This window comes from Pseudomonas macauensis (assembly GCF_047902425.1).
GTDB lineage: Bacteria > Pseudomonadota > Gammaproteobacteria > Pseudomonadales > Pseudomonadaceae > Pseudomonas.
In genome coordinates, this window is sequence record NZ_CP138377.1 from 3,740,383 (window position 1) to 3,760,424 (window position 20,042).

Here is a 20,042-nt window from a genome sequence, read left to right on the forward strand (position 1 = left end):
TCTCCCAGGGGGAGAGGGCTGGGGTGAGGGGGATGAATAGGCACGGACTCCCCAGAAGAAGACAGTTGCTCCTACAGGTCAGCGCCCTAGGGTGCTGATCAGGCGTCGAACACCGGTCGGAAGAAACTCCGCTCGTAGCTGATGATACAGCGGGTTTCTTCCGCGTACCGGAACGCGGCCTGGCAGTCGGGATCGATCATCGACTGCTGCCGATAGCGTTCGTAGTCGGCCAGGCTCGGGAAGCTGAACATCGCCAGCGCGATATTGCTGGCACCCTCTGACGGCAGGAAATAGCCATGGTGCTTTCCGCCGAACTTCTCCACCAGTCCGATCCATAGCCGGCCGTAGTGTTCGAATTCCTTGAGCTTGTAAGAGTCCAGTACGTAACGCAGGTGGCAGGTAACCATCTCGTTGGCTCGCTTCAGGCTAGTGAATGAGAGCACCACTCTACCGAACGAACCTCGCGCGGCGACAGCGGCAGGGCCGACAGTATCAGTAACTGTCCGCCAATCCTCCGGCCTTTGGCTTCGGCGCAAGATCGGCGGAGAGTTGGTCGATCAGCGAGGAGTCTCAAGAAAACGTCCATGAAAAAGGGAGCCAATCGGCTCCCTTTTTCATGGACCAGTCTCAGGCGAAGACGAAGTACTTGCGCACCGTCTCCACCACTTCCCAGGTGCCCTTCATGCCCGGCTCGATGACGAACACATCGCCGGCCTTCAGGTGGATCGGCTGCTCTCCTTCGGGGGTGATGACGCAGTAGCCGTCGAGGAAGTGGCAGTACTCCCACTTCTCGTAGTTCACCTCGAACTTGCCGGGGGTGCAGATCCAGGTGCCCATGATCTTGCTGCCATCTTTCGAGGCGTAGGCATTCAGGTTGACGGTGTGCGGGTCGCCGCCGATGCGCTTCCACTTGGTGGCGTCCAGCACCGGGGTCGGACAGGTTTCTCGCAGCACGGTAATGAAGTCGGACATCTCAGCTCCGGGTCGATCCAGTGAAGGGCCCGTCACCATAGGTCGGCGAACTCGACGAGAGTTGCCTGGGGCCGACCTGCGGTTGTCCGTCGACGGCCTGCCCCGGCCAGGCAGCACGCCGAAGCTGTGGCGGACCTGTCCGCCTGCAATAAAAAAGCCCCACCGTCGAAACCGACGGCGGGGCCTTGGCGAACGGCTCAGGCCCACCTGCTGACGAGATGGGCGCGCGCCGGGTGATTACCAGTTGTAGCCGACACCCGCTCCAACGGAGAAGGAGTTCTGCGTGTCGACACTACCGCCGATCTTGGCAGTCCACTTGCCGTCGTTGGTGGTGTGCGAGACGCCCATCGACACGGCCGACTGGCCATTGAAGTTGCCGATGCCCACCGACGTGGTGCTGCCACCGTTGACCATCGGTTGCGGCAGGCTGGCGATGGCGATGGCACCCGCGATACCGGCGCTCAGGCGGTCGTCCTGCTCGTGCAGGTCTTTGCGCAGAGCGTTGTAACGCGAATCGGACTGGTTGGCGAAGTCGCTCAGGGCGTCGTTCATCTGACCCAGGTTGACCGCATCGGTACGCTCGGTACCGGCGGCAACGCTGGTAATCTGGCGTTCATTGCCGGCACTGCCCACCGCGACGGAGTTGTCGCGAGTGGCCACCGAGTCGGTACCAATGGCCACCGAGTTCTTGCCCTTGGCGCGAGCGCCATTACCCATCGCAGTGCTGCTGGCGCCCGAGGATTCGGCGCCAGCACCGACCGCCACCGAGTCGGTGCCGGTCGCCTTGGGCTTGCCGCGATGGGAGGTGTCGTTCACCTGCGCCATGCCGTCCGTGCCGTTCTGCAGGTTGGTGACGTTGTTCTCGACGGTGGTCACACGCGTCTTGACCTCGTTGACGTCGCCCACCACGTTGCTGACGCTGCCAGCCAGGCCATCGACCTTACTGTCGGTGTAGGACTTGGATTCCGCCACCGCGCCGTCGAGCTGACGCACGTTGACCGCATCGTTGTCCGCCACGCCGTCGGCCACGTTGCTGATGGTTCGGGTTTCGCCAGTCGCCGCATTACCCACGGAGACGGTACCAACGACATTGTCGTTGTTCGCGCCGGAGTATTTGCCGACATAGGGCGCTTCCGCACCACGCCCGGCATCGCTGGAGTTCTGACCAAGCGCCACGTTGCCGTTGCCGGTCGCCTGCGCGTTGTCACCCAGCGCGACGGAACCACTGCCGCCCGCCTGGGCGCCGCCGCCAATGGCGACCGCATCCGCACCACTGGCCACCGAGTCGGCTTTGCTGGAGCTGGTGTGGAAGTACTTGATGCCACCGCCATTGACGATGTTGGTCACGCTGCCTTCAAGGTTGGTCACACGGCCATCGATGATCGACACCTGGTTGTTGGTGGCGAACAGTTGTGCGCCGGTCACGGCATCGGTGCTGTCCGCGGTCAGGGCGCCAGCCTTGACGTTGGTCAGTTGCACCGGAGTGCCGGCGTTGCCGAAGGTTACCTTGTCATGGGCCGCCGAGTCGTACATCACCGCATCGCCCATCACGCCGCTCATGTTGGTGATGGCGGTGTTGATGGAGTTGATGTCAGTGGTGTTCTGGGTAGTACGGCCATCCAGATTGGTGATCGCATCGCCGACGTTGCTCACCGTGGTGGTCGAACCATCGAGGTTGGTGACGGCGTAGCTCGGTGCCGAGATCGAGCCATCGGGGTTGACGATGGAGCCGCCGCCCATGGCATTGGCTACCGACTGGCTCACGCCGAACAGTTGCCCCCCATTAACCGCGTCCTTGCTGCCGGTGGCCACGGTACCGTCGGCCACATTGATCAGCTTGCGCGCGCCGGCAGTGCCGGCGAAGTCCACTGCCGCACCATCGGTATCCTTGCCCACGGTCAGGTTGGCGCCCGCAGCGGATTGCTGGACCAGGCCGACCGAGCCGTTGTTGATGTTGTTGGTAAGGGTGCTGATATCGGTGGTGTTCTGGCCAACCTGCTGGTTGGTCGCAAACAGCTGCGAGCCGTTGACCGCATCGCTGCTGTCCGCACTCAGGGCGCCAGCCTTGACGTTGGTCAGCTGCACCGGAGTGCCGGCGTTGCCGAAGGTCACCTTGTCGTGTGCCGACGAGTCGTACTTCACCGCATCCGCCAGACTGTCACCCATGTTGGTGATGGAGGTGTTGATGGAGTTGATGTCGGTAGTGTTCTGGGTGGTGCGGCCATCCAGGTTGGTGATCGCATCACCGACGTTGCTCACCGTGGTGGTCGAACCATCGAGGTTGGTCACGGCGTAGCTCGGTGCCGAGATCGAGCCATCGGGGTTGACGATGGAGCCGCCGCCCATGGCATTGGCTACCGACTGGCTCACGCCGAACAGTTGACCCCCATTAACCGCGTCCTTGCTGCCGGTGGCCACGGTACCGTCGGCCACATTGATCAGCTTGCGCGCGCCGGCAGTGCCGGCGAAGTCCACTGCCGCACCATCGGTATCCTTGCCCACGGTCAGATTGGCGCCCGCAGCGGACTGCTGGACCAGGCCGACCGAACCGTTGTTGATGTTGTTGGTAAGGGTGTTGATATCGGTGGTGTTCTGGCCGACCTGCTGGTTGGTCGCAAACAGCTGCGAACCGTTGACTGCATCGCTGCTGTCGGCGCTCAGTTCACCCGCCTTGACGTTGGTCAGCTGCACCGGAGTGCCGGCGTTGCCGAAGGTCACTTTGTCGTGGGCCGCCGAGTCGTAGGTCACCGCATCGGCCATCACGCCGCTCATGTTGCTGACGGTGGTGTTCAGGCTGTTGATGTCAGTGGTGTTCTGAGTGGTACGGCCATCCAGGTTGCTGATCGCATCGCCCACGTTGTTGACGGTGGTGGTCGAGCCATCCAGGTTGGTCACGGCGTAGCTCGGTGCCGAGATCGATCCATCGCTGTTGACGGTAGAGCCGCCGCCCATGGCGTTGGCTACCGACTGGCTGACACCGAGCAGTTGGCCGCCGTTGACCGCGTCCTTGCTGCCGCTGGCCACGGTACCGTCGGCCACATTGATCAGCTTGCGCGCGCCGGTGGTGCCGGCGAAGTCCACCGCCGCGCCGTCGGTGTCCTTGCCCACGGTCAGGTTGGCGCCTGCGCCCGCCTGTTGCACCAGGCCCACGGTACCGTTGTTGATGTTGGTGGTGAGGCTGCTGACGTCGCCTTCGACGTTGGTTACACGGCCGTCGAGGTTATTGATGGAAGTGGTGTTACCCGCGATATCAGCGGTGTTCTGGCCAACCTGCTGGTTGGTCGCGAACAGCTGCGAACCGTTGACCGCATCGCTGCTGTCGGCACTCAGTTCACCCGCCTTGACGTTGGTCAGCTGCACCGGAGTGCCGGCGTTGCCGAAGGTCACCTTGTCGTGGGAGGACGAGTCGTAGGTCACCGCATCGGCCATCACGCCGCTCATGTTGCTGACGGTGGTATTCAAGCTGTTGATGTCGGTGGTGTTCTGGGTGGTGCGGCCATCCAGGTTGCTGATCGCATCGCCCACGTTGTTGACGGTGGTGGTCGAGCCATCCAGGTTGGTCACGGCGTAGCTCGGTGCCGAGATCGAGCCGTCCGGGTTGACGGTAGAACCGCCGCCCATAGCGTTGGCTACCGATTGGCTGACGCCGAACAGCTGGCCGCCGTTGACGGCATCCTTGCTGCCGCTGGCGACAGTGCCGTCGGCCACGTTGAGCAGCTTGCGCGCACCGGCGGTGCCGGCGAAGTCCACCGCCGCGCCATCGGTGTCCTTGCCCACGGTCAGGTTGGCGCCTGCGCCCGCCTGTTGCACCAGGCCCACGGTACCGTTGTTGATGTTGGTGGTGAGGCTGCTGACGTCGCCTTCGACGTTGGTTACACGGCCGTCGAGGTTATTGATGGAAGTGGTGTTGCCCGCGATATCGCTGGTGTTCTGTGCCACCTGCTGGTTGGTCGCGAACAGCTGCGAGCCGTTGACCGCGTCCTTGCTGCCGCTGGCCACGGTACCATCGGCTACATTGAGCAGCTTGCGCGCACCGGCGGTGCCGGCGAAGTCCACCGCTGTACCATCGGTGCTCTTGCCGACGGTCAGGTTGGCGCCCGCGGCAGCCTGCTGGACCAGGCCCACGGTGCCGTTGTTGATGTTGGTGGTGAGATTAGTGAGGTTGGTAGTGTTCTGGGCAGTACGACCATCCAGGTTAGCAAGCGCATCGCCGACGTTACGCACGGTGCTGGTGGAGCCATCAGCATTGGTAACCGTATAGCTGGGAGCGTTGATGGTCCCGTCTGGGTTCACCTGTGCACCGCCACCCAGTGCAGTGGTCACGCCCTTGAGCTGCGATACGTTCACGGCATCTGTATCGGCGGTACCACGAGCCACACTGATGATCTGGCGGGTCGTCGTGGCCGTGCCAGTTCCCCCGCTACCCACCGAGACCGCTCCGGCAGTACTGCCGCCGACACCACTACTGCGGTCCGCAACTGTGCCCTGTCCCAGGGCAACCCCACCGTTGGTGGTAACGCTGCTGCCAGCGCCCAGTGCCGAACCATTCGCGGCATTACTGGTCGCATCGGCGCCCAGCGCGACCTGATTGTTCGCACCAGCGGCGTTCAGTGTGGTGGCACTATAGCCAATAGCAGTAGAACTACCGCCACCCGCGATGGCCGACTGCCCCAATGCGACATCGCCGAGATAAGTTGATTTAGCACCATCACCGATGGCGATGGAGCCACTGGTCGGCGTGGAAGCGACGGATACCGAAGCGTTACGTCCAATAGCGATGGTCCCCGTATCCCCAGCAGAGGCGTTAGGGCCAATCGCTACCGAGTCCACCCCGGCGGCAGACGAATCGGCCAATGTGGAGTTGACATGGAAATAGGTGCTGCCCACGACCGCCTGCAGGTTCGAACCCAGCAGACGGACGCCCTGTACGCTACCGGTGTTGGCACCCGGGCTGCTTATCGAATCCTCGCCAGTGAGAGCAAGAGGATCGCTCTCACTTTCTTCGGCCGGTACGGGTGATGTTGTCTCAGCAAACGCGGACTGGGCAATGCAGGCACCAGTGGCGCCCAATAGGGTGGCAAGTACTAACCCCTTTATCGAACGCGCAGACTTTGTCCGGCCCTTGGCCTGCTCGGATGCAGCCACATAGGTGCCCGTCTTCTCGCACCAGACGCTGCGGTACACAAAGTTCATGAAAAAAATCCCCACTAAATAGTTGATGGCCGCTGTCAACCGAGACATCGCGAGCCTCTGGTGGACGGGTGCGCAGATGCTAAGGAGCGAGGGACTTCAGCGAATTCAGGAGGCTCTGAAGGCTGCGTAGGGCATTTCCTAATTCCGGAAAGCCCTCTCAGCACAAATTTCGAACATTGACGAGGGATGGAAACACGCGGACGCTCTGGCTCCGGCGTACCGGGCACTGCCGACAACGGATAATCGGCAGCGGGGCAAGCGAGCAAACTGCAAGCGTTGTAGGCAGCGGCAAATAGCAGCGAATGAAACGGCGACAGTCCGACTGCCTACCGCCTGACAAGGCGAGCCCGTGCGGACGAGCGTTGGAACGTGAAAAAGCGGGCGGAGCACACCCCGCCCAGGGACATCAATGCGCGGTCTGGGGGCGAGCGGCGCCAGGAGCGATGTAGGTCGCCTGGACCCGATAATCAGTGCCCTGGATCAGGCCACGGCCGAGCCAGAGTTGCCCGTCCTGCTCCAGCGTCATGCCGCCGAAGCTCGCCGCGCTGTAGCGGGCACCCTCGTCGCTATCGAAGCTCAGGTGGTAGGCATCCAGTTGGTTCAGGCGCATCGTCGCGCTGGCGGCCGGCAAATGCTGTTGCACCAGTCGGAGGTAGGACGGCGCCAGGGTGGCGAACAGCCGGCGGGCCTGGTCGCCATACTGCGCCACGCTCAGCCCCGGTTGTTCCGACAGCCGCTGGGCAATATAGGCAAAGATATCCGCATCCGCGCGCGCCTGGGCCATGCGCAACGGCAGCAGGCGATTCAGGGCCTGGGGGTCGAGCTCCCGCTCGTGCTCGGCCCTGGTGACCGCAGGGCTCTCTGCCTCACCCTTCTGCGCATGCTCCTTGGATGTATGCGCCTTGTCATCCGGCGTCGAAGGGGTGGCTGCCTTGGGCTTGGTCACCACATCACGCATCAGCTCCTGGGGATTCACCGGCACCAGCGCGGCACTCGCCTGGTAGGCGGCGCAGGCGGTTGCCTGGGCTGCCCGGTCGCCATTCACCAGCAGGGCCAGGCCATCACCGCCCTGGTGCGGCATCTGGTCCGGAACGAAGCCCATCGAGGTGAGTTGGGCACGGTTCTGTTCAGCGCTCACCTGCCCCGCCGCCAGCAAACAAAGCTGGTTGGCCAGCACCGGAACATGTTTGCCATTGAAGGTCGGCGACAGCGAGCGAACCGCCTCCTTGATGATCGGCAGCGCGGGCGTCGAAACCAGGCCAGTGTGCACGGGGACTTTAGCCGCCTCGCCCTGGCCACAGCCGGTCAGACCAGCCACCGAACAGATCGCCACTACCAGAATTCGGAGTTTCATCATCGCACCTCGACTCAGCCGAAATTCCCGCAGGCAGTGGCCTGCGGCTCCGGCGGAATTCTAGGGAGCGGCGCTAAGCAGCACGGTCGTCGAACTCTTAGGCTGCTGTCAGAAAAATCCTATCCGTCAGGATTGCCCGAGGACGACTCCAGGTGCAGTTATTCGCGGACAGACGTTGCCTTAATGCCGCGAGTGCTGGCGATCAGCGCGCCTGCGCGCGCACGCAGCTGTCCGCAGCCGCCATCCACGTCCTGCCCGGCACTGTTGCGCACCTTTGTCAGCACGCCCCGGCTGTGCAGGTAGCGGACGATCTCATTGATGCGCTCACCGTCCGGGCGCTGGTACTGGTCGCCTTCGAGGCTGTTGAAGGGGATCAGGTTGAGGACGCCGAGCTTGCCCTTTAACAGGCGCAGGATGCCGTCGAGTTCGTCCCGGCCGTCGTTGATGCCCTTGAGCAGCGTCCACTGGTACTGGATGGGATAGCCAACCTGCCGGGCGTAGGTCTCGCCCAACTCCACCAGCTCGTCGGGGCTGAGCTTTGGTGCGCGCGGCAGCAGTTGCTCGCGCAGTTCGGCCTTGCTGGTGTGCAGCGACAGCGCCAGGGCCGGCTTGATGCGCTGCCGGGGCAGGCGCTCGAACACGCGCGGATCGCCCACGGAGGAGAACACCAGGTTCTTGTGGCCGATGCCGCCGTCGGTACCGAGGCGGTCGATGGCTTCGAGCACATTGTCGAGGTTGTGCGCTGGCTCGCCCATGCCCATGAACACCACGCGCTTCACCGGCCGCAGGCGGCGAGCGAGCACCACCTGGACGAGAATCTCCATGGCGCTCAGCTGGCGCAGCAAGCCGCCCTTGCCGGTCATGCAGAACAGGCAGCCCACCGCGCAGCCAACCTGGGTGGACACGCACACGCCACCGCGCGGCAGCAGCACGCTTTCCACCATCTGCCCGTCGCGCAGCTGGACCAGCAGACGCTCGGAGCCGTCCGCGCCGGGATGGCGGGAATGCAGGCGCGCCAGTTGCTCAAGCTCGTCTGCGATGTCCGCCACGCCGCGGCGTACGCTCAGCGGCAGGAAGTCCTCGCTGGCCTGCCGCTTGGTGCCGGCGTCCAGCGCCCTGCCCTGCAGCCAGGCGCGAAGCATCCGGGCGCGGTGCATGGGCAGCGCGCCGAGGTCAGCAAGGCGTTGGTCGAGGTCGGTGAAGTGCATGGGGCGCGCATGCTATCACCCGCGGGGCTCGCGGCGTAGCACAGGCTGTCGCCGCGGCCACTGGAGCGATGGACGCGGCGGTGCTAGGGTCAGCCCTTGCCCATCGCAACAGGATGTTCGCCATGCGCCTGACCGGCCTGCTCGCACTCAGCTGCTCACTCAGCCTCACCGGCATTCCCACGGCCAACGCCTACACGCCGGACTTCGACGCCAGGGTGCAGAAGGCCGCCGAGGCGGTGATGCGCGAGAATGGCATCACGGGGCTGGCGATCGGCGTCACCGATAACGGCGAGCAGCGCTTCTACAACTTCGGCCTGGCCTCCCGGGAGAACCACCAGCCGGTCACCAGCGACACGCTGTTCGAGATCGGTTCGATCAGCAAGACCTTCACCGTGACCCTCGCCGCCTTCGCCCAGGCCGCCGGCAAGCTGTCGCTCAAGGACAGCCCCAGCCGCTACATGCCGGAACTGCGCGGCAGCGCCCTGGACAAGGTCAGCCTGATCAACCTCGCCACCCATACCGCCGGTGGCTTCCCGTTGCAGATTCCCGACACAGTGCAGACGCCGGAGCAGCTCACCCAGTACTACAACGACTGGCAGCCGCAGTACCTTGCCGGCACCCAGCGCACCTACGCCAATCCCAGCATCGCGCTGGTCGGCTTCGCCACTGAACGGGCGCTGGACGTGCCGTACAAGACGGCGATGCAGCGCAACCTGTTCGCCCCGCTGGGCCTCTCCAACACCCATATCGAGGTGCCGGTGACCCGCCAGGGTTACTACGCCCAGGGCTACGACAAGGACGACGCGCCGGTGCGAATCAACCCCGACGTGCTGGCCGACGTGGCCTATGGCGTGCGCACCAGCAGCCGCGACCTGCTGCGCTTCGTGGAAATCCAGCTGGGCCGGGTCAAGCTGGGAGAAAAGCTGCAGGCCGCGCTCGACGCCACCCGCACCGGTTACTACAAGGTCGGCCCGATGACCCAGGATCTGATCTGGGAGCAGTACGCCTACCCACCGAAACTGGCGGAGCTGCAACAGTACAACGGCAGCCAGATGATCCAGGGCAGCCAGCCGGTCACCGCCATCACCCCGCCGCTGCCGCCGCAGCAGAAGGTCTGGGTGAACAAGACCGGCGCCACCGCCGGCTTCGGCGCCTACGTGGCCTTCGTACCGGCCAAGCAGCGCGGCATCGTGCTGCTCGCCAACCGCAACTATCCCAACGAGGCGCGGGTGAAACTCGCCTGGGACATCCTCTCCCGCTTGCAGTGAGCTCAGGCGTCGGACTGGGCCTTGAGGAACAGCGCGAACAGCTCCGGCTGCGACTTGATGTTCAGCTTGGCGTAGATGTGCCGGCGGTGGACCTTCACCGTCTCGGCCGAGATATCCAGCTTGTTCGCCACTTCCTTGTTCGAGCAGCCACCGAGCATCAGGCGGATCACGTCCAGCTCGCGCGCCGTCAGCGGCGTGCCGAGGCGCTCCATCGCAGCCTCCAGGTCGCCCTGCCAGCGCGGCGCCTGGCGCACCGGCTGCTCGGCCATGACGCCTTCGAAGAACAGGCGCTGGCGCATCAGCCCGGCAACCCAGGGGCGGATCAGTTCCAGCAGCGCGATCTGCTCCGCCGTGAAGCGCCGCCTGCTGCCCAGTGACAGGCACAGGGTGCGCGCCTCGTCGAGCTGCACGTTGTACTGCACCTCGTCTTCCTTGACGTTGCGGTCGAAGTACAGGCGGTAGTACTCGGTCTGGCGAAAGCGCTCGGGCGCCACCTCGGACAGGCGGAACAAGCCGCTGCCGGGCCTTTCGCGGTTCGCGACGTAGAACGGGTCGAGCAGGTACAGGCCCTTGATGTAGTCGTGGAACAGCGGATCGGGCGATTCCCCCTCGTAGGGACTCTCGGCGAACAGGTAGGGTCGGCCATCGCTGAACAGCAGCGCCACCCAGTTATCCAGCGGCACGAACTCATCCAGCACCCGCGCCAGCGCAGGCCAGAAGCCGGGCCGGTCGAGCGACTCGATCAACTGCCCTACCGACCGGTTCCAGGCCACATCCGCAAGGCTGAGGTTCATCCGCATACCCCCCCGGGGTTAACTACTCGACGTGATAGGAAATCCTGAAGCGAAACGCATACTTGCATTGCCTCCGGGGCCTTGTCACCCGCCCCGGCGGGACCCACTCGAACAACAACAAGGCCCGACAATGAAACTCGAACTGGTACAGCTGGCAGCCCGTGACGGCGACACCGCCCACAACCTGCAGCGCATCCTCAAGGCCATCGCCACCTGCGCGCCGGACACCGACCTGGTGGTCTTCCACGAATCGCAGATCACCGGCTTCCTCGACGCCGGCAACATCGCCGCCAACGCCGAGTCCCTCGACGGCCCGAGCGTGCGCGCCATCGCCCAGGCCGCCCGCGACCATGAAGTTGCCGTGGTGGTCGGGCTGATCGAGAACGACGGCGGACGCTTCTACAACACCACGCTGTTCATCGCCCCCGAAGGCATCCTGGCGCACTACCGCAAGACCCACCTGTGGATCTCCGAACCCGGTCTGGTGGAGCCCGGCGACCGCTACCTGACCTTCCCGTGGCGCGGCGTGCGCATCGGCCTGCTGATCTGCTACGACACCGAGTTCCCCGAAGCCGCTCGCGCCGTGGCCGAACTGGGCGCCGAGCTGATCCTGGTCACCGACGGCAACATGGAACCCTACGGCCACGTGCATCGCACCTCCATCGCCGCCCGCGCGCAGGAGAACCAGGTGTTCGCCGTGGTGGTGAACCGCGTGGGCAGCGGCGACGACGACCTGGTCTTCGCCGGCGGCAGCGCCGCGTTCGATCCGTTCGGCCACCTGCTGTTCGAGGCCGGGCGCGAGGAATGCCGGCACAGCATCGAGCTGGACTTCACTCGCCTCGCCCCCGCCCGCGAGTTGTACGACTACCACCGGGAGAAACGCTTCCGCCTGCCGGGCGAGCGCATCGAGCACGCCGACGGCCGCCGCGAACTGCTGATTCCCTGAAGCGACCCGCTCTTTACCGGTTGCAACCTGCCCATAACAATTCCAATCAGAACCGCCGGCGCTCCCTGCGGAGGCCGGCCAGGAGCATCCCATGAAAGCCCCTCGTCTACTCGCATCGGCATTGGCGCTGGCCGCCCTGATCGGCACGTCCCTCGGTAGCGCCCGCGCCGCCGACGGCCCTACCGTGCACCTGTACAACTGGTACGACTTCATCGCCCCCGAGACGCCCGGGGAGTTCCAGCAGGAAAGTGGCATCACGCCGGTGCTGGACGTGTTCGACAACGCCGAGGTGATGCAGAGCAAGCTGATGGCCGGACGCACCGGCTACGACGTGGTGGTGATCAGCGGCGACGTGCTGCCCAACCTGATCAAGGCCGGCGTCCTGCAGGAACTGGACCGCTCCAGGCTGCCGAACTGGCCGCACCTGGACCCGGAAGTGCTCGCCACCCTGCAGAAGAACGATCCCGGCAACCGCTATGGCGCGCCCTATCTCTGGGGCACCACTGGCATCGGCTACGACGTCGACAAGGTTCACGAGCTGTTCGGCGACCAGGCGCCGGTCAACACCTGGGACCTGATCTTCAAGGAAGAGAACATCGCCAAGCTCAGCCAGTGCGGCGTGGCCATGCTCGACTCACCGACCGAGATCGTCTCCATCGCCCTGCACTACCTGGGCCTGCCGGCCAACAGCCAGAACCCCGACGACTACCGCAAGGCCGAGGCGCTGCTGCTGAAGATCCGCCCCTACGTGCGCTACTTCGACTCCTCGAAGTTCATCACCGACCTGGCCAACGGCAACACCTGCGCGGTGGTCGGCTGGGAAGGCGGCGTGTTCGATGCGCGGCTCACCGCCGAGCGCGCCGGCAATGGCCGCAAGATCGCCTACAGCATCCCCCGCGAAGGTGCACCGGTGTGGGTGGAAAGCTTCGTGCTGCTCAAGGACGCGCCGCATCCCGAACAGGGCCTGACCTTCATCGACTACATGCTGCGCCCGCAGGTGGTGGCCAAGAGCTCCGACTACGTCGGCTACCCCAACGCCAACCGCGACGCCACGATGCTGGTGAACGCGAAGCTGCGCGACGACCCCGGCGCCTATCCGTCGAAGGAAGTGATGGCCACCCTGTTCCCGCTCGAACCCCTGCCGCTGAAGACGGAGCGAGTCCGCACACGGGTGTGGAGCAAGGTCAAGACCGGGACCTGATGGACTGCGTCATTGTCACTGATGATGGACGAACGCAAGCGCTGATGGCGTGGCGTGAGAGAGCTGAGCTCGGCTGCTGATCACCCCATCCTCGAAGTCCCCTGTAGGCGCGAGCTTGCTCGCGAACCTCCTGGCCTCGGCGCCTGGGCCGTTCGCGAGCAAGCTCGCTCCTACGAAAAGCCGATCGGCCTCAGTCGCTGGCCAGCTCGAACAGTTGCCAGCGCACCGAGCTGACGCCCTTCTCCAGGCTGATGCGGCTGACCATGCGCTCCAGCTGGCCGCTGGCGCCGTGGCCGCCGAGCAACTCGGCGCGCACTTCCAGCCTGGCCGGGTTGGGCTGGTCCTCACTGTGCAGCGACTGCAGGCGCAGTTCGCCGCCGTCCAGGCTGTGCAGCATCAGGCTGCGCACCTGGATCTCGTCCTCGGCGCGGCAGACGATGGCGACACCGTAGCGTTGCTCCGCCTCGTTGGCCGGCAGAACCTCCTGATGGTTCAGGCGCTGAGCGATGTCGCGCAGCAGGATGTTGGCGCACAGCACCACCACGCTGCCCAGCGCGGCCTCCAGCAGCAGCCCCATGCTGCACAGCACGCCGATGGCGGCGGTGCACCAGAGCGTGGCGGCGGTGTTCAGGCCACGCACGTTCAGGCCATCGCGCATGATCACGCCGCCGCCCAGGAAACCGATCCCGGACACCACGTAGGCGGCGATGCGCGGCGCGTCCGCCGACAGGCCCGGCATGGCCTGGGTCATCAGCACGAACAGGCAGGCACCGGTGCTGACCAGGGCGTTGGTACGCAAGCCGGTGAGACGCTGGCGCAGCTGGCGTTCGGCGCCGATCAGGGCGCCCAGGGCGAGTGCCACGGCGACCCGCAGCAGGAAGATTTTCCAATCCATGTTCCACCTCGTATCCGGCGCACGGCCGGTCCATGCGCCGGGCGAGGCCGGCGCGCTATCGGGGATGGATCGCGAAAGATCGAAAGGCCTGGATAGGCCCCGGAGGGGAATGGTGAAACGTCATCCGCCAGGGGATGCGTTTCGCCACTGTCCGCTACGCAGCGAGACAGCAGCAGGGTTCTGCCGGACGGCTCGCTGTTCAGACCTGTCGCAATCGACCAGGGCAAGTGTCCACGGCAGGACTCCCATGCAAGTTGAAAAAAACGACCGGACCCGGTGTGAGCACTATCCGGGACAGCTCCGGTCGCAAGTCCTCATCATCCCCGCATCGCCTTAAGGTTTTCTTAGGAGCCGGCACGCCGGAGCAGAACCGACGCTGGCTTTCGATCCAGTGCTGCATTCGCACGCCCGTCTGAACATCGCTGCGGGCGCCTGGCCGGAATACTATGGCGAACGAAAAGCGCGTCAGCCCCAAACGACAGGAGAGCGTCATGCCGTTGCACGTCAGCACCCGCGAACACTGGATCAGTACCGAAAAGGGCCAGCTCTTCGCCCAGGACTGGACGCCCGACGAAACACGCGGCGAACCGATCCTGCTGTTGCATGACTCCCTGGGCTGCGTGGCGCTGTGGCGGGACTTCCCGGAACAGCTGGCGCGCACCACCGGCCGCCCGGTGATCGCCTACGACCGCCTCGGCTTCGGCCGCTCCGAACGCTACCCCGGTGCCCTGCCCCTGGGCTTCATCGACGACGAGGCACGGGTGAACCTCCCGGCGTTACAGCAGCACTTCGGCTTCGAGCGTTGCGTGGTATTCGGCCACAGCGTCGGCGGCGCCATGGCGGTGGCCTGCGCAGCGCAGCACCCGCAGGCCTGCGCGGCGTTGATCACCGAATCGGCGCAGGCCTTCGTCGAGCACCAGACCCGCGATGGCATCCGCGCGGCCGAACAGGAATTCGCCCAGGAGGGCCAGTTGGAACGCCTGCAGAAGTACCACGGCGAAAAGGCCTTCTGGGTGCTGCGCGCCTGGGTCGATACCTGGCTGTCGAACGACTTCAGCGACTGGAACCTGGATGCCGAACTGGCCCTGGTGAAGTGCCCGATCCTCAGCCTGCACGGCGAGCAGGACGAGTACGGCTCGGCGGCGCACCCCGAGCGCCTCACCTCGGTACCCGGCGTGCCCTCGGTATTGAAACTGCTGCCCGACTGCGGCCATGTCCCGCACCGCCAGCAGCAGGCGGTGGTGCTGGAAGCGGTGGAAGAATTCCTCCGGCGTTTCAGCCACTAGGATCGTCCCATAGAGCCATGCGACTTTGGCCCGCGCAGTGTCGGTCGGGGTCGCGGGCGGACGTCCGAGTGGCCGCTCGACTCGCTCTGTCCCCGATATCCCTGCGTTCAGGGACCCGGATGGAACGAAAAAAGCCCGACACGCGGGTCGGGCTTCAGGGGGTTGGGTTTTAGTAGGTGGCCGGCGCTGGTCTCCGGCTTACAAGGTTTCTGAGGAATCTGGCGGAAGAGATTCAACCTCTCCACTTCACGCGGCGTATGGGACAAATCTTGTTGTTGCCAGCCGTGTACCCCGGGAACGTGCCCCACGTCTCCTTGCTATCCACTTGCGCATCAGTCTGCGTTCTCACCTACTGGATTGAGGGTAGCAAAAGTCCCGGCAAGCGGACCGGGACTTTTTAGACCGATTTCCACCGCTGGCGCGATGGTCAGAATGGAAAGAACTATCCACGACCGGCAGGCCGGAGCAGCACCAGGAACCTCGGTTCTACTCCGGTGAACAATCACTCCGCCATGTGCAGTTCCGGCAGTCGATCGCGGAACAGGCGAGTGGCGCTGAGCAGGCAGATGAAGCCCAGGCACATCCAGCCGAAGCCGATCAGGAAGGTCATGCCGGACAGGCTCGACCACAGCCAGATGGTGCTGAGGAACCCCAGCGCCGGCAACGCACCGTAGTACAGGTAGTAGCGCGTACCGCGCAGCTTCTGGTCGATCAGGTAATGCTTGATCACGGCCAGGTTCACCGCCGAGAACGCAAACAGCGCACCGAAGCTGATCATGCTGGCGACGGTATCCAGGGTAACGAACAGCGCGATCAGCGAGAGCAGGCTGATCAGCATGATCGCGGTGGCGGGAACGCGCTTCTTCGACACCAGTTTGCCGAATACCCGAGGCAGCGCGCCGTCCCGGCCCATGGCGAACAGCACGCGCGATACGCTGGCCTGGGACACCATCGCGGAGGCGAAGCAGCCCGCCACATAGGTGGCAGTGAAGAAGGTCACCAGCCCCTCGCCACCGACGCGACGCATCACGTCCAGCGAAGCGGAGTCGGCGTCAGTCAGCGCCGCCCATTCCGGGAATACCAGCTGGCCGAAATAGGCGGAGACGATGAACAGCAGACCGCCGATCAAGGTCACCAGCATGATGGCTGCGGGAATCTGGCGCTTGGGATTGGGCGTCTCTTCCGCCATGGTCGAGACGGCGTCGAAGCCGAGGAAGGACAAGCACAGGACGGCCGCGCCGGACATCACCAGCGTGAAGCTGAACTGCTCGTCATAGATGGGTTTGAGCAGCGAAACCGGCTCCGTCTGCGCGTTCATGTGGCTCCACGAAAGCGCGATGAACACCACGATGAATACGGCCTGGGCAACGATGAGAATCCAGTTGACCCGGGTGATGGACTCGATGCCGATGAGGTTGAGAAAGGTCACCAGCGCGATGGAGCCCAGGATCCACGCCGCCGCGGGAACCGCCGGGAAATACTCGGACATGTAGATGCCGATCAGCAGGTAGCTCAGCAGCGGCAGGAAGATGTAGTCGAGCAGCAGCGTCCAGCCCGCCATGAAGCCGAAGTAGGCGCCGAAGGTCTTGCGCGTGTAGGTGTAGACCGAGCCGGAATACGGGTGGGCCTGGACCATCCGCCCGTAGCTGTACGCCGTCAGCAGCATGGCAGCCAGGGTGATGACATAGGCGGTGGGCAGGTGGCCCATGGTCATCCGGGTAACCAGGCCATAGGTGGTGAACACCGCCAGCGGCACCATGTAGGCCAGCCCGAAGACTACGAGCGCGGTAATGCCCAGGGATTTGCGGAACGTGCGGGACGACGTCGACTCGCGATGAGGCTGATGGGTCGGGTGAGAGGTATCCATTACGCCTGTTGTTTTTTTCATGGCTGACTCAAGGCACTCCTGCTTCGCACGCCTCAAAGGACGTTGTTATTCGAATGGGGCGCGCATGGTGCGTCAGCTTCCCGCTGAGGAAAATTATTAAAAATATGTTCGAGCCCAATGAAAAAAATGGTCGACATGAGCCCTGCCACCACGCTCGATTCCCCGGCGCTCATACGAACTGCGCGTGCAGTACCCACCCAATCCGGCAAAAAAAAGCCGCCTCCTTGGGCGAGCAAAATCACCTTGTCTGTCGATGAGGCCAGGCAAGGTCAACTTCACAAAAGGAGGCGGCCAGAAGATGGTTGCGGGGCGCATTAAATCTCACGCCGGCTTCCTGCGAAACGAGGATTTTTGTTGCCGCTGAGCAACGAAATTTGTGGGCGTGAACCCTCGCGTCGAACAGCACGAGCAGGGGAACGCAGATTTCATCGAGGAGCGCTCGGCTTGAGGTAACATGTGGCGCCGTCGACCCCTCTGGCCGCCCATGTCCTCCAACGCGCTGTACACCGACCTCTCCGCCTACTACGACCTGATGTGCGCCGACATCGACTACCAGGCGCAGAGCCATTGCGTGCGCCGGCTGCACCAGCTGTTCGGCAACCAGGGGCGCAGGCACCTGGACCTCGCTTGCGGCACCGGCCCACACGTGCGCCACTTCCTCGACTTCGGCTACCGCAGTGCCGGCCTGGACATCAATCAGCCCATGCTGGACATCGCCCAGCAGCGTTGTCCCGAGGCACGTTTCAGTCGGCAGGACATGGCGGACTTCCAGGTGGACGAGCCGCTGGACCTGATCACCTGCTTCCTCTACTCGATCCACTACAACGCAGGGCTTGCGCAGTTGCGGGCGTGCCTGGCCAGCGTGCACGAAGCACTCGCGGACAACGGCGTGTTCTGCTTCAACAGCGTGGACAAGCGGCAGATCGACAACCGCTCGTTCGTGCGCCATAGCGTGGAGCACGAGGGCAGCCACTTCACCTTCGGTTCCGGCTGGTACTACAGCGGCGAAGGCGAGCGGCAGGCGCTGCGCCTGAGCATCGAGAAGACCACCGCGGGCGTGACCCAGGCCTGGCAGGATGAACACGCCATGGTCGCCCTGAGCTTCACCGAACTGCAGGAGCTGCTGCAGCCGAACTTCGAAGTGCAGGTCTTCGAGCATGACTACGAACGGATCACGCCCTGGGGCGGTACGTCCGGGAATGCGTTGTTTGTCTGCGTGAAGCGCTGAGAACCGGCCCGCACCTCTCCTGCTCGTCAGCCATGCTTGCTGCCCGTGAAGGGGCAGAAGCCGGCTGGAGACGAGCACGATTCCAATGTGCTTGCGCCAAACATATGGAAATTCGTATATTCGATTATCCATATGTGAAGGTGAAGCCATGATCACTCCGCCTGAAGTCTTCAAGAGCCTGGCTGACGAGACCCGCGCCCGCGCCACCCTGCTCATCGCCAGCCTGGGCGAACTCTGCGTCTGCGAGCTGATGTGCGCCCTGGACGACAGCCAGCCGAAGATCAGCCGCCACCTGGCGCAACTGCGCAGCAATGGCCTGCTGCTGGATCGACGCCAGGGTCAGTGGGTGTATTACCGCCTCAATCCGGAGCTGCCCGCCTGGGTACACGAGATGCTGCAGGTAACCCTGCAGGCCAACGCGCAATGGTTGGCCGACAACACCCTCCGTCTGCAGAACATGGACGGCCGCCCCGTCCGTGATGCTGCCTGCTGCTGATCCTCTTCGAGCGAATTTCCCATGCTGGTCGCCATTGCTGTCTTCGTTTTCACCCTCATTCTGGTCATCTGGCAACCCAAGGGCCTTGGCGTTGGCTGGAGCGCCACCCTGGGCGCGATCATCGCCCTGGCCGCCGGCGCGGTTTCCCTGCAGGACATCCCGACCGTGTGGGCCATCGTCTGGAACGCCACTGCCACCTTCATCGCGGTCATCATCATCAGCCTGCTGCTGGATGAAGCCGGCTTCTTCGAGTGGGCCGCGCTGCACGTGGCGCGCTGGGCCAACGGCAGCGGCTACCGCTTGTTCGCCTTCTGCGTGTTGCTCGGTGCGGCCGTCTCAGCGCTGTTCGCCAATGATGGTGCAGCGCTGATCCTCACGCCCATCGTCATGTCGATGCTGCTCGCGCTGCGCTTCTCACCCGCCGCGACCCTGGCCTTCGTCATGGCTGCCGGCTTCATCGCCGATACCGCGAGCCTGCCGCTGGTGGTTTCCAATCTCGTGAACATCGTCTCCGCCGACTACTTCGGCCTGGGCTTCGCCGAATACGCCTCGGTGATGGTGCCGGTGAACCTCGCCAGCGTCGCCACCACGCTGCTGGTGCTGTTCCTGTTCTTCCGTCGCGACATCCCACGGCAGTACGCGCTCGATGCGCTGAAGGAGCCGAAAGCGGCCATTCACGATCGCGCGACCTTCATCGTCGGCGGGTGGACGCTGCTGGTGTTGCTGGTCGGCCTGTTTGCGCTGGAACCGCTGGGCATCCCGGTCAGCGCCGTGGCCGCCGTCTGCGCGGCGATTCTCTTTGCCGTCGCCGCTCGCGGCCACCGCATCTCCACCCGCCGCGTGCTTCGCGAGGCTCCCTGGCAGGTGGTGATCTTCTCCCTCGGCATGTACCTGGTGGTGTATGGCCTGAAGAACGCCGGCCTCACGGACTCCCTGACCCAGTTGCTCGATCGCCTCGCCGAGCATGGCCTGTGGAGCGCCGCCATTGGTACGGGCCTGCTGTCGGCGCTGCTGTCCTCGGTGATGAACAACATGCCCAGCGTGCTGGTCGGTGCCCTGTCGATCCAGGCCAGCGGCGCGGAGGGGCTGGTGCGCGAGGCGATGATCTACGCCAACGTGATCGGCTGCGACCTCGGACCGAAGATCACCCCCATCGGCAGCCTCGCCACGCTGCTCTGGCTGCACGTGCTGGATCGCAAGGGCATGCACATTAGCTGGGGCTACTACTTCAAGGTCGGCATCCTCCTGACGTTGCCGGTTCTGCTGATCACCCTCTCGGCCCTGGCACTGCGCCTGAGCCTCTGACGTCCGCC

General features: G+C 64.3%; 15 protein-coding genes and 1 pseudogene. 7 read left to right on the forward strand and 9 right to left on the reverse strand.

Annotated elements, in window-relative coordinates:
- Positions 1 to 98: 98 nt before the first annotated feature.
- The 6 genes and pseudogenes from SD196_RS17125 to SD196_RS17150 form a co-directional block, all read right to left on the reverse strand.
- Positions 99 to 407 carry an NIPSNAP family protein gene (locus SD196_RS17125; RefSeq protein WP_275611303.1) on the reverse strand — a complete coding sequence of 103 codons (309 nt, stop codon included), beginning with the start codon at positions 405 to 407 and terminating at the stop codon, positions 99 to 101.
- Positions 408 to 627: 220 nt separating this feature from the next.
- Entirely contained in the window at positions 628 to 972 is a 345-nt protein-coding gene (locus SD196_RS17130; RefSeq protein ID WP_275611302.1) for a cupin domain-containing protein, read from the reverse strand.
- 237 nt (positions 973 to 1,209) lie between these two features.
- Positions 1,210 to 5,859 (reverse strand): YadA-like family protein, encoded by a 4,650-nt coding sequence (locus SD196_RS17135; RefSeq protein ID WP_416311752.1) that lies wholly within the window; start codon positions 5,857 to 5,859, stop codon positions 1,210 to 1,212.
- A 234-nt stretch (positions 5,860 to 6,093) separates the two neighbouring features.
- Positions 6,094 to 6,213, reverse strand: a pseudogene (locus SD196_RS17140) (ESPR-type extended signal peptide-containing protein); the annotation flags it as partial.
- A 358-nt stretch (positions 6,214 to 6,571) separates the two neighbouring features.
- A complete protein-coding gene (locus SD196_RS17145; RefSeq protein WP_275611300.1) occupies positions 6,572 to 7,519 on the reverse strand; it encodes a hypothetical protein in 948 nt (315 codons plus the stop codon).
- A 158-nt stretch (positions 7,520 to 7,677) separates the two neighbouring features.
- On the reverse strand, positions 7,678 to 8,727 hold the full coding sequence (locus SD196_RS17150; protein WP_275611299.1) for an RNA methyltransferase: 1,050 nt from the start codon (positions 8,725 to 8,727) through the stop codon (positions 7,678 to 7,680).
- 122 nt (positions 8,728 to 8,849) lie between these two features.
- Between SD196_RS17150 and ampC the strand changes: the two genes are divergently transcribed.
- Positions 8,850 to 9,995, forward strand: coding sequence for a class C beta-lactamase (gene ampC / locus SD196_RS17155; RefSeq protein WP_275611298.1), 1,146 nt, complete (start codon positions 8,850 to 8,852; stop codon positions 9,993 to 9,995).
- Between the two features lie 2 nt (positions 9,996 to 9,997).
- On the opposite strand, the gene SD196_RS17160 is transcribed toward ampC, so the two are convergent.
- Entirely contained in the window at positions 9,998 to 10,789 is a 792-nt protein-coding gene (locus SD196_RS17160) for a helix-turn-helix transcriptional regulator (protein WP_275611297.1), read from the reverse strand.
- Positions 10,790 to 10,919: 130 nt separating this feature from the next.
- Between SD196_RS17160 and SD196_RS17165 the strand changes: the two genes are divergently transcribed.
- Together SD196_RS17165 and SD196_RS17170 are read left to right on the forward strand one after the other, a co-directional pair.
- The gene (locus tag SD196_RS17165) at positions 10,920 to 11,735 is read left to right on the forward strand and encodes a carbon-nitrogen hydrolase family protein (protein ID WP_416310457.1); all 816 of its coding nucleotides are present in this window, start codon (positions 10,920 to 10,922) and stop codon (positions 11,733 to 11,735) included.
- A gap of 91 nt (positions 11,736 to 11,826) precedes the next feature.
- A complete protein-coding gene (locus tag SD196_RS17170) occupies positions 11,827 to 12,936 on the forward strand; it encodes a polyamine ABC transporter substrate-binding protein (protein ID WP_416310458.1) in 1,110 nt (369 codons plus the stop codon).
- Between the two features lie 190 nt (positions 12,937 to 13,126).
- Here the strand turns inward: SD196_RS17170 and SD196_RS17175 are convergent, their stop codons facing one another.
- Complete coding sequence (locus SD196_RS17175) at positions 13,127 to 13,831, reverse strand: MgtC/SapB family protein (protein ID WP_275611294.1); 705 nt, start codon at positions 13,829 to 13,831, stop codon at positions 13,127 to 13,129.
- 491 nt (positions 13,832 to 14,322) lie between these two features.
- On the opposite strand from SD196_RS17175, the gene SD196_RS17180 reads away from it, so the two are divergent.
- Entirely contained in the window at positions 14,323 to 15,117 is a 795-nt protein-coding gene (locus tag SD196_RS17180; RefSeq protein ID WP_370599662.1) for an alpha/beta fold hydrolase, read from the forward strand.
- A gap of 502 nt (positions 15,118 to 15,619) precedes the next feature.
- On the opposite strand, the gene SD196_RS17185 is transcribed toward SD196_RS17180, so the two are convergent.
- The gene (locus SD196_RS17185; protein WP_275611292.1) at positions 15,620 to 17,005 is read right to left on the reverse strand and encodes an APC family permease; all 1,386 of its coding nucleotides are present in this window, start codon (positions 17,003 to 17,005) and stop codon (positions 15,620 to 15,622) included.
- Positions 17,006 to 17,489: 484 nt separating this feature from the next.
- Between SD196_RS17185 and SD196_RS17190 the strand changes: the two genes are divergently transcribed.
- The 3 genes from SD196_RS17190 (at position 17,490) to SD196_RS17200 (ending at position 20,034) form a co-directional block, all read left to right on the forward strand.
- On the forward strand, positions 17,490 to 18,233 hold the full coding sequence (locus SD196_RS17190) for a class I SAM-dependent DNA methyltransferase (protein WP_275611930.1): 744 nt from the start codon (positions 17,490 to 17,492) through the stop codon (positions 18,231 to 18,233).
- 148 nt (positions 18,234 to 18,381) lie between these two features.
- The gene (locus tag SD196_RS17195) at positions 18,382 to 18,729 is read left to right on the forward strand and encodes a metalloregulator ArsR/SmtB family transcription factor (protein ID WP_370599664.1); all 348 of its coding nucleotides are present in this window, start codon (positions 18,382 to 18,384) and stop codon (positions 18,727 to 18,729) included.
- 21 nt (positions 18,730 to 18,750) lie between these two features.
- On the forward strand, positions 18,751 to 20,034 hold the full coding sequence (locus tag SD196_RS17200; protein WP_416310459.1) for an arsenic transporter: 1,284 nt from the start codon (positions 18,751 to 18,753) through the stop codon (positions 20,032 to 20,034).
- The last annotated feature ends 8 nt before the right edge of the window (positions 20,035 to 20,042 follow it).